Below are 9,249 nucleotides of genomic sequence, written 5' to 3'. Positions count from 1 at the left end.
CCTCCGCCGCCTCCGCCTCCGCCGGTTGTGGAAAGTCCGGGTCCGTTCATCGTGTTCTTCGACTGGGATAAGTCGGACATCACGGCGGAAGCTGCGTCGATCCTCGACAATGCGGCCAACGCTTATGCAACGACCGGCCAGGCCCGTGTCCAGCTTGCCGGCCACGCCGACAAGTCGGGTGGCGACCAGTACAATGTCGGCCTTTCGCAGCGTCGTGCCGACGCGGTGAAGTCCTACCTTGCTGGCAAGGGCGTGCCTGACAGCGCGATTGCGACTGAAGCGTTCGGTGAAAGCCGCCCGCTGGTCGACACCGCCGACGGCGTCCGCGAGCCGCAGAACCGCCGCGTCGAAATCACCTTCGGCGCCGGTATGTAAGCGGCAAGGTTATCGCTCCGGCGATGACTGGGAAGAATTGGGGTCGGCCTTCGGGCCGGCCCCTTTTCTTTGCGCTGCATAATCACTCGCGCTCTGGACGCGGCGGCCACACACGATAGGCTGTGAACGGCACGACAGGCGGGAAGGCTCATCCATCCGATGCAGATGTTCGAACTGATCGTCGCCTCCACCGCATCGGCGATATCGACGAACATACCCTCCACGAGCTTGAGCGCGACCTCGATCTCGAGGAGCTGAGCGCACTGTCGGCTAAGGCGTGACGCAAGGCCTCTCGCCATCGCCGGCTCGACAGGCCATGATCGCGGAACGGAGGAGGAGACGGCCATGGGCGTTATCGGCATAGGCGGACTGTTCTTTCGCGCGAAGGATCCCGACGCGCTCAATGTCTGGTATCGCGATCATCTCGGCGTCGGCGCGGGGTGCAATGCAACCGGCGAGGGTGAGCCGTCCGAATGGTACTGGCTCGTCCAGGGCGGGCCGGTGGTGTTCGCGCCGTTCAAGGACAACACCGATTATTTTCCGGCCGACAAGCAATATATGATCAACCTGCGCGTGTCGGGCATCGACGATCTGCTGGCCTCGCTGCGCGCGGGGGGGATCGCTGTCGAAACCCGCGCCGAATGGGACGCGCCGGAGACGGGACGGTTCGCGCGCATCCACGATCCCGAAGGCAATGCGATAGAATTATGGGAGCCACCGGCGAGCTCATGAGCCCGGCGCGGTTCTTCCATCTGCTGGTCGCGCTGGCCGCGCTCGCGGGGATCGTCCTCAGCTTCGCGGCGGGGCCGCCGGTGCCAACGCCGATCGGCCTGCGGACGCTACGCTTCTTCAGCTTCTTCACGATATCGACCAATGCGCTGGTGGCCTGGGCGGCGATTGGCCGGGCGCTGCCGCCGGGACGTCACTGGCGCGCTCTCGCCACGCGGCCGAGCATGCGAACCGCGATTGCGCTGTATATCCTCGTCGTCGCGCTGATCTTCCATCTGCTGCTCAGCGATATGGTGCGGCCGGGATTATCGGGATGGCTGGGCAATATGCTCGTCCATCAGGCGGCGCCGGCGGGCTGGCTGCTGTGCTGGTTCGCATTCGGCCCGCATGGCGGAATCGACGCCCGCGCGCCGCTGCGCTGGATGGCTTACCCGCTGCTCTATGGCGCATGGACCCTCGCGCATGGCGCGCTGCTCGGCTGGTATCCCTATCCGTTCATGAACGTGGCCAGCCATGGCTATCCCGCGGTGCTGCGGACGATGGCGCTGATGGCGCTGCTGTTCCTGGCGATCGCCTATGCGCTGCGCTGGGTCGACGGGCGACTCGCCCGGCGCGCCGCCTGAAAACGCAAAACCCCGGCCCGCCGATCGGCAGGCCGGGGTTCTGAAATCCGGTCGGCGCGCGGCGTTACTTGGGCGCGAGCACCATCAGCATCTGGCGGCCTTCCATGCGCGGGAACTGCTCGACCTTGGCCGTCTCGATCATGTCGGCCTGGACGCGTTGAAGCACCTGCATGCCAAGCTGGCCATGCGCGAGTTCGCGGCCACGGAAGCGCAGGGTGACTTTCACCTTGTCCCCTTCGTCGATGAACTCATGGACCTTCTTCATCTTGGTCTCATAGTCATGGTCGTCGATGTTCGGACGCATCTTGATCTCCTTGATCTCCTGCGTCTTCTGCGACTTCCGGGCAAGATTGGCCTTTTTCTGGGCCTCATATTTGAACTTGCCGACATCGAGGAATTTGGCGACCGGCGGGTCGGCGTTCGGAGAAACCTCGACCAGATCGAGGCCGATCTCCTGGGCCTGCTCCATCGCTTCGCGCGTATACATCACGCCCAGATTCTCGCCAGCCTCATCGATCACCCGAACCTTGGGCGACGAGATGAACTCATTGTAGCGCGGGCCATTGAGAGGCATTGGCTGCTGCCCCAAGGGGCGGCGCATCATCGGGGGACGTATAGCAGTATCTCCTGTGGTGGACGTTTCCACGCGCGATATAGGCCTTCGCGCGGCGTTTTGGAAGATGGACGGGGCTGTTTCCGCGACTCTTTGTCGCAGACTGTGACCGGCGTGCGTCAGCGTGGCAGCCCGACGCCACCCATTGGCACGGTTTCGGTATAGCTGTCGAATCCGGCGATCAGCGGACGGCCCCTGGCAATCGCGCTCTGGACGGCGGGCAGCTTGAGCGAGGCGGCATGGCTGTCCTTCGAGTCCCACACCTCGGTCACCCAGATCGCATTGTCGTCCTTCGCGTCCTTCGCGACGACGTAGCTCAGGCAACCGGGCATCGTGTCAGTGCCTTCGAGCAGGATCGCGATCAGTTCGTCGCGCTTGCCCGGCTGCGCGATCATCCGGCCCATCAGTCCATACATCGCCTTGCTCTCCTTGCCTGCCAGCGCCGGGGCGACGGCGAGCATTGCTACGCCGATACCTGCCGCCAATGCCGCGCGGCGGGTCGTACCCGTCATGCGCGCAGGTCCGGCGGCGTCGCTTCCGCCACCAGCGCGGCAATCGCTTCGTCCACGGTCATCACGACCTGCGCCTGCTCGCCCAGCCGCCGGATCGCGACAGTGCCTTCCTCGGCCTCCCGCTTGCCGACGACCAGCAGCGCAGGGACCTTGGCAAGGCTGTGCTCGCGCACCTTATAGTTGATCTTCTCGTTGCGCAGGTCGCTCTCGACGCGGAGCCCGGCGGCGGCGAGTTTCTTCTCGACCTCGCGGGCATAATCGTCGGCGTCGGACACGATGGTCGCGACCACGGCCTGCACCGGCGCCAGCCACATCGGGAAGCGTCCGGCATGATGCTCGATCAATATGCCGATGAAGCGCTCGAAGGTGCCGAGGATCGCGCGGTGGAGCATCACCGGGCGGTGGCGCTCGCCATCCTCGCCGATATAGGACGCATCGAGCCGCTCGGGCAGCACGGTGTCGGCCTGGATCGTGCCGACCTGCCAGGTGCGGCCGATCGCATCGGTCAGGTGGAACTCCAGCTTGGGCGCGTAGAAGGCTCCTTCGCCGGGCAATTCCTCCCAGCCATATTCCTGGGTCGCGCGGCCCGATGCGATCACCGCCTCGCGCAGCGTCTGTTCGGCCTTGTCCCACATCGCCTCGCTGCCGAAGCGCTTTTCGGGGCGCAGCGCGAGCTTGATCGCATAGCTGTCGAAGCCGAGATCACGATAAACCGCGTCGAGCAGGTCGCAGAAGTCCTTGATCTCGCCGATCAGCTGGTCCTCGCGCACGAAGATATGCGCGTCGTCCTGGGTGAACTGCCGCACCCGCATGATGCCGTGCAGCGCGCCATGCGGCTCGTTGCGGTGGCAGCAGCCGAACTCGGCCATGCGGATCGGCAGGTCGCGATAGCTCTTGATTCCCTGCTTGAAGATCAGGACGTGCGCGGGGCAGTTCATCGGCTTGAGCGCCATCAGGTCGCCCTCGCCGGTCAGCACCGGTCCCTCTTCCTCGCTGTTCGGGATCTCGTCGGGCACGACGAACATATTCTCGCGATATTTACCCCAATGGCCCGACTGCTCCCATTGGCGCGCGTCCATCAGCTGCGGTGTCTTCACCTCGGCATAGTCGGCGGCGTCGAGCTTGCGGCGCATATAGGCTTCCAGCACGCGCCACAGGCGGAAGCCCTTGGGGTGCCAGAAGACCGAGCCCTGCGCCTCCGACTGGAGATGGAACAGGTCCATGTCCTGCCCGATGCGGCGATGGTCGCGCTTGGCGGCCTCCTCCAGCCGCGTCAGATGCGCGTCGAGCTGCTTCTTGTTCAGCCAGCCGGTGCCGTAGATACGGCTGAGCATCGCATTGGCCTGATCGCCGCGCCAATAGGCGCCCGAAACGCGGGTCAGCTTGAACGCCGCCGGGTCCAGCTTGCCGGTCGACGGCAGATGCGGGCCGCGGCACATATCGAGCCAGTCGTCGCCCGACCAGTAGACCGTCAGCGGCTCGTCGCCCGGAAGCTCGGCGGCCCATTCGGCCTTGAAGCTCTCGCCCTGCTGCTTCCAGCGCGAGATAAGCTGCTCCCGGCTCCACTCTTCTCGGCGCAGCGGCTTGTTCGCTGCGATGATCTTGCGCATCTCCGCCTCAATTGCGGGCAGATCCTCCTCGGTAAAGGGGCGATCTTTCGGGGCGAAGTCATAATAGAAGCCGTCGTCGGTCGAGGGGCCGAAGGTGATCTGCGTGCCCGGAAACAGGCTCTGCACTGCCTCGGCCAGAATATGGGCATAATCGTGCCGCGCGAGTTCGAGCGCATCGGCCTCGTCGCGCGCCGTCACCAGCGCGAGCGTCGCATCCTGTGTCAGCGGCCGATCGAGGTCGCGCAACTCGCCGTCGATCCGCGCCGCGAGGGCCGCCTTCGCCAGCCCCGGCCCGATCGCGGCGGCGATCTCATAGGGGGTAGTGCCCGTCTTCACTTCGCGCACCGAGCCGTCGGGAAGCGTGATGGTGAGAAGATCGGACATGGGCGTTCGGGAATCCTTGTATTTGCGGAGCGCGGCTTATGCCCGGACAAGGGGGCGCGGGGCAAGCGCCGCCTTGTCACACGGCGGACAAGGGCTTCGCGCCAGTTCGGATCGATATGGGGTTGACGCGATGCGCGCGCCATTGTCCGATCGCCCCGGGGCAAAGGGGGATGGCCGGATGACCGACGAACAGGCCGACAGCGCGTTTCGCTTCGAGGGTAACTGGCGCGAATTCGCGCCGATCGCCTTCACCAACCTGCTGCTGATGATCGTCACGCTGGGCATCTACCGCTTCTGGGCGACGACCCGCGAGCGCCGTTATCTGTGGGACCGGACCCGCTTCATCGGCGCGCCGCTCGAATGGACCGGGACTGGCAAGGAGCTGCTGATTGGCTTCGTCCTCGTGCTGATATTGCTCGGCCTGCCGCTGTTCGCGCTTCAGTTCGTGGCGCAGGGGCTGATGCTGCGCGGCGAGATCGGCAGCGCCATCGCGCTGATCCTCACCGCCTATGCCGCGCTGCTCTACCTCTATGGCCTGGCACGCTACCGGACGCTGCGCTACCGGCTAAGCCGCACCTTCTGGCACGGCATTCGCGGCGGCAGCGACGATCAGGGCTGGGGCTATGCCGGCACTGCTTTGTGGAAAACCGCGGTCGGCGCGTTCATCCTCGGCGTGTTCATTCCCTGGTCGATGACCAGCCTGTGGAACGACCGCTGGAACCGGCTGAGCTTCGGCAGCCACCGTTTCGAGGCGAGCGCGAACTGGCGGCCGATCATCGGGCGCTTCCTGCTTTTCTACCTGCTGCCGATCGTCGGCTGCGTCGGCGGGATCGGCGTCGTTGCGGGGAGCATGGCCGGTGGCGGCGGGCCGACCCCGGCGGCGTTCGGGGCCATCATCATCGGCGCGATCGTCGGCTATGCGGTGATGGGGCTGATCGCGATCGTCTATTATGCCGCCTTCCTGCGCGAGGCGATCGGATCGCTGCGGCTCAATCAGATCGGCTTCGCCTTCACCGCGCGGACGACCGACTGGATCAAGCTGATCCTCGGCCATATCGGGCTGATCGTCATCACGCTGGGCATCGGGCTGATCTTCATCGGCTATCGCAACTGGTCCTTCTTCATCCGCCATCTCGAAGCGACCGGCGAGGTCGATCTGGCGACGCTCACCCAGTCGACCACCGAGGAGCCGCGCCAGGGCGAGGGATTGCTGGACGCGTTCGATGTCGGAGCCTTCTGATCCGGCGACGGTGCGTGCGGCGGCGTGGCTGCATGACGGGCAGAGCGCCGTTCGCCATGATGTGACCGTCGCAATCGACGGCGGCGACCTGCTGATCGATGGCTTTCCGCCGGTGCCGGTCGACCGGCTGCGGCGGCTCGATTCGGCGGAGATGGCTTTCGGGCGCAGCGATCTGAAGGGCTGGCGGCTCGGCTTCGATGTCGAACCGCCCGGACCGATATTGTGGCGGCTGCCCGCTCGCGCCCGCTATGGCGGGCCGATCGACCGGATCGGGCTCTGGGGGGCGGCGGCGATCGGGCTGGCGCTGTCGGCGCTCGTCGTCCTCGGCGCGATTCAGGGGCTCGATCTGCTCGCACGCGCGATTCCCTATAGCTGGGAACAGCGGCTGGGCGACGCGATCAGCGGCGATTTCGGCGAGCATGCCTGTCGTGGCCCCGCCGGGCAGAAGGCGCTCGATGGGCTGGCCCGGCGGCTTTCCCCTTCGGGCCGGCCGATGCGGGTGGGGGTGGTCAACCTGCCGGTGGTCAACGCGGTCGCGCTGCCCGGCGGGCGCATCCTGATCTTCCGGGGACTGATCGACGACGCGAAATCGCCCGACGAGGTGGCCGGGGTGCTCGCGCATGAGATCGGCCATGTCGAGCATCGTCACGTCATGGTGTCGCTGCTCCGCCGCTTCGGCATCGGCCTGCTGATCGGATCGGGCGGCAGCGCCGCCGAATATGGCCAGGTGCTGATCGAGTCGCGCTACAGCCGCGCCGCCGAGAGCGAAGCCGATGATTATTCGATCGACCATATGGTACGCGCGGGGATCAGCACCGCGCCGACCGCGGCGATGTTCGGGCGCTTCGGGCGCGACGAGGCTGCGATGCCCGGCCTGTTCGTCTACATGGCCAGCCACCCGCCTTCGGCCGAGCGGAAGAAGCGTTTCGAAACGGCAGCGAAGCGGGTGCTACATCCGACGCCATCGCTCGATTCCGCCGGCTGGGACGCGGTGCGCGCGATGTGCGGCAAGGCGAAGGCAAAGAACGCGTTCGGACTTCGAATCTGAACGCAGCCGGGCTAAACCCCTCGCCATGACCGCCTATCTCGCCCGCCCCGACAAGCCCGCGCTCGCCTATCGCTACCGTCCCGGACGCGGACCGACGATCCTGTTCCTGCCCGGCTACCGGTCGGACATGGAGGGCGACAAGGCAACCGCGATCGATGCCTGGGCTGCGCGCGAGGGGCGGGCGATGCTGCGGCTCGACTATTCGGGCTGCGGGGTGAGCGAGGGGACGTTCGCCGATCACACCCTCGCCGACTGGCGTGACGACGCGCTCGCGGCGATCGACGCCTTTGCTGGCGGCGGGCCGCTGCTGCTCGTCGGATCGTCGATGGGCGGCTGGCTCGCACTGCTCGTGGCGCTGGCGCTGCCGGGACGGGTTCAGGCGATCGTCGGCATCGCCGCGGCGCCGGATTTCACCGAATGGGGCTTTTCGGACGATGTCGTCGCGCTGCTTCGCCGGGAAGGGAAGATCGAGGAACCGAGCGACTATTCGGACGAGCCCTATCTGACCACCTACGGCTTCTGGGAATCGGGACAGGCGAACCTGCTGCTCGACGGCGAAATCGCCTTCGACGGCCCGGTACGCTTGCTCCACGGCCAGCTCGACGAGACGGTGCCGGTGTCGGTGGCGCTGCGGCTAGGCCGGGCGCTGCGTTCAGCCGATGTGCAGACGATCCTCGTCAAGGAAGGCGACCACCGGCTGTCGCGGCCGGGCGACATCGCCCTGCTGATCGCGACGATCGCCGCCCTGATGGAGCCATGATGCTGCTGACCCTTCTGGCCGCCGCCGCTGCGCCGGTTCCCGCCGCCCCGCCCGCCCCGCCGCCGATCTCGCAGGCCGAGCATGGAGCGCGTGGCGCGAAGTGCGCGGCGCTGGCCGACCGCGATCCCGCCAAGGCCCAGGCCGAAGCGCGCGAGTGGCTCGCCGCCAATGGCGGGATGGCGGCGCGGCAATGCCTCGGCATCGCCCAATCGGGGCTCGAACAATGGGCAGCCTCAGCGACGACCTTCGAGGCCGCCGCCAAGGAAGCGCAGATCGCGCAGGATCCGATGGCGGTGGTGCTGTGGATGCAGGCGGGCAACGCCGCGCTGGCGGGTGATGAGGCGGCGCGGGCGCGCGGGAATTTCGATCGCGCGCTGGCGCTGCCCGGCCTGTCGAAGGAGATGAAGGGCGAGGTCCATCTCGACCGCGGCCGCGCGTCGGTCGCGCTCGGCGATACCGCCGCGGCCAAGGCCGATCTCGATCAGGCGACGGCGCTGGTGCCGCGCGATCCGCTCGGCTGGCTGCTGCGCGCCAATCTCGCCCGCAAGATGAAGGACATGGCCACCGCCTTCGCCTCGATCCGCGAGGCGGCGAAGCTGGCGCCCGCCGATGCCTCGATCGCCTATGAAGCGGGCAATATCGCCGCCGCCTCGGGCAATATGGACGACGCGAAGGCGGCATGGACGCGCGCGGCGCAGTCCGCGCCGGAGAGCAATGCCGGACGCGCGGCGGCGCTGGCGTTGCAGGGCGGGGAACGGAGCAAGCCGTAGCATTTCCACCTGCGTCATTCCGGCGGAGGCCGGAATCTCGGGAGGAGAGGAGATCAGGTTGAGGCAGGAGCCGCCTGAGATCCCGGCCTCCGCCGGGATGACGGATTGGAGAGGCGGAGATGATGTTGCGGTTGAGGTAGGGCTGTTAGCCCCCTACATCCCGCCACATGAAATATCTCCACACCATGATCCGCGTTTCGGATCCCGATGCGACGATCCGTTTCTTCGAGCTGCTTGGGCTCCGGGAAGTCCGCCGCATCGACAATGAGGGTGGCCGCTTCACCCTGATCTTCCTTGCCGCCCCCGGCGATGAGGATGCCCAGGTCGAGCTCACCCATAATTGGGATGAGGCCGGTGGCTACGAGGGCGGGCGCAATTTCGGCCATCTCGCCTATCGCGTCGACGATATCTACGCGACGTGCCAGCGGCTGATGGACGCCGGGGTGACGATCAACCGCCCGCCGCGCGACGGGCATATGGCCTTTGTGCGCAGCCCCGATAACATCTCGGTCGAACTGCTCCAGGACGGCCATCTCGACCCTGCCGAACCCTGGGCATCGATGCCCAACACGGGAGTGTGGTGAG

The 9,249-nt window shown here is 66.6% G+C and carries 12 protein-coding genes; 9 read left to right on the top strand and 3 right to left on the bottom strand.

Going from position 1 to position 9,249, the window contains the following annotated elements; translation table 11 throughout:
* The 4 genes from WP12_RS08530 to WP12_RS08520 all read left to right on the top strand — a co-directional run.
* A partial coding sequence (locus WP12_RS08530) for an OmpA family protein (RefSeq protein WP_046193293.1) occupies positions 1–375 on the top strand: 375 nt, incomplete at its 5' end.
* A gap of 122 nt (positions 376–497) precedes the next feature.
* Positions 498–656, top strand: coding sequence for a hypothetical protein (locus WP12_RS25245; RefSeq protein ID WP_160299195.1), 159 nt, complete (start codon positions 498–500; stop codon positions 654–656).
* 64 nt (positions 657–720) lie between these two features.
* Complete coding sequence (locus tag WP12_RS08525; protein ID WP_046193279.1) at positions 721–1,107, top strand: VOC family protein; 387 nt, start codon at positions 721–723, stop codon at positions 1,105–1,107.
* Positions 1,104–1,727: a Pr6Pr family membrane protein gene (locus WP12_RS08520; protein ID WP_046193292.1), complete on the top strand. Its 624-nt coding sequence runs from the start codon at positions 1,104–1,106 to the stop codon at positions 1,725–1,727. The genes WP12_RS08525 and WP12_RS08520 overlap by 4 nt, the downstream gene beginning before the upstream one ends.
* Before the next feature lie 64 nt (positions 1,728–1,791).
* Here the strand turns inward: WP12_RS08520 and infC are convergent, their stop codons facing one another.
* The 3 genes from infC to thrS form a co-directional block, all read right to left on the bottom strand.
* Complete coding sequence (gene infC, locus WP12_RS08515) at positions 1,792–2,301, bottom strand: translation initiation factor IF-3 (protein WP_235399058.1); 510 nt, start codon at positions 2,299–2,301, stop codon at positions 1,792–1,794.
* A gap of 158 nt (positions 2,302–2,459) precedes the next feature.
* Positions 2,460–2,852 (bottom strand): putative quinol monooxygenase, encoded by a 393-nt coding sequence (locus WP12_RS08510; RefSeq protein ID WP_235399051.1) that lies wholly within the window; start codon positions 2,850–2,852, stop codon positions 2,460–2,462.
* A complete protein-coding gene (gene thrS, locus WP12_RS08505; RefSeq protein WP_046193277.1) occupies positions 2,849–4,846 on the bottom strand; it encodes a threonine--tRNA ligase in 1,998 nt (665 codons plus the stop codon). Before thrS ends, WP12_RS08510 begins: the two co-directional genes overlap by 4 nt.
* A 178-nt stretch (positions 4,847–5,024) precedes the next feature.
* Here thrS and WP12_RS08500 point away from each other — a divergent pair, with 178 nt between their 5' ends.
* The 5 genes from WP12_RS08500 (at position 5,025) to WP12_RS08480 (ending at position 9,248) form a co-directional block, all read left to right on the top strand.
* Positions 5,025–6,086, top strand: a complete 1,062-nt coding sequence (locus WP12_RS08500) for a YjgN family protein (RefSeq protein WP_046193276.1) — start codon at positions 5,025–5,027, stop codon at positions 6,084–6,086.
* Entirely contained in the window at positions 6,070–7,134 is a 1,065-nt protein-coding gene (locus tag WP12_RS08495) for a M48 family metallopeptidase (protein ID WP_052730283.1), read from the top strand. The genes WP12_RS08500 and WP12_RS08495 overlap by 17 nt, the downstream gene beginning before the upstream one ends.
* A gap of 25 nt (positions 7,135–7,159) precedes the next feature.
* The gene (locus tag WP12_RS08490) at positions 7,160–7,894 is read left to right on the top strand and encodes an alpha/beta hydrolase (protein ID WP_046193275.1); all 735 of its coding nucleotides are present in this window, start codon (positions 7,160–7,162) and stop codon (positions 7,892–7,894) included.
* Positions 7,894–8,664: a hypothetical protein gene (locus tag WP12_RS08485; protein ID WP_235399050.1), complete on the top strand. Its 771-nt coding sequence runs from the start codon at positions 7,894–7,896 to the stop codon at positions 8,662–8,664. Before WP12_RS08490 ends, WP12_RS08485 begins: the two co-directional genes overlap by 1 nt.
* Before the next feature lie 167 nt (positions 8,665–8,831).
* Entirely contained in the window at positions 8,832–9,248 is a 417-nt protein-coding gene (locus tag WP12_RS08480; RefSeq protein WP_046193274.1) for a VOC family protein, read from the top strand.
* Position 9,249 lies beyond the last annotated feature (1 nt).

This window comes from Sphingomonas sp. SRS2 (genome assembly GCF_000971055.1).
Classification (GTDB): domain Bacteria; phylum Pseudomonadota; class Alphaproteobacteria; order Sphingomonadales; family Sphingomonadaceae; genus Rhizorhabdus.
Note: the sequence above shows the minus strand (reverse complement) of the source record. Positions and strands in the feature narration are given on the sequence as shown.

Coding starts and splice junctions, on each gene's coding strand:
- WP12_RS08525 (WP_046193279.1), top strand. CDS start 721: ATGGGCGTTATCGGCATAGGCGGACTGTTCTTTCGCGCGAAGGATCCC.
- WP12_RS08520 (WP_046193292.1), top strand. CDS start 1,104: ATGAGCCCGGCGCGGTTCTTCCATCTGCTGGTCGCGCTGGCCGCGCTC.
- infC (WP_235399058.1), bottom strand. CDS start 2,301: ATGCCTCTCAATGGCCCGCGCTACAATGAGTTCATCTCGTCGCCCAAG.
- WP12_RS08510 (WP_235399051.1), bottom strand. CDS start 2,852: ATGACGGGTACGACCCGCCGCGCGGCATTGGCGGCAGGTATCGGCGTA.
- thrS (WP_046193277.1), bottom strand. CDS start 4,846: ATGTCCGATCTTCTCACCATCACGCTTCCCGACGGCTCGGTGCGCGAA.
- WP12_RS08500 (WP_046193276.1), top strand. CDS start 5,025: ATGACCGACGAACAGGCCGACAGCGCGTTTCGCTTCGAGGGTAACTGG.
- WP12_RS08495 (WP_052730283.1), top strand. CDS start 6,070: ATGTCGGAGCCTTCTGATCCGGCGACGGTGCGTGCGGCGGCGTGGCTG.
- WP12_RS08490 (WP_046193275.1), top strand. CDS start 7,160: ATGACCGCCTATCTCGCCCGCCCCGACAAGCCCGCGCTCGCCTATCGC.
- WP12_RS08485 (WP_235399050.1), top strand. CDS start 7,894: ATGCTGCTGACCCTTCTGGCCGCCGCCGCTGCGCCGGTTCCCGCCGCC.
- WP12_RS08480 (WP_046193274.1), top strand. CDS start 8,832: ATGAAATATCTCCACACCATGATCCGCGTTTCGGATCCCGATGCGACG.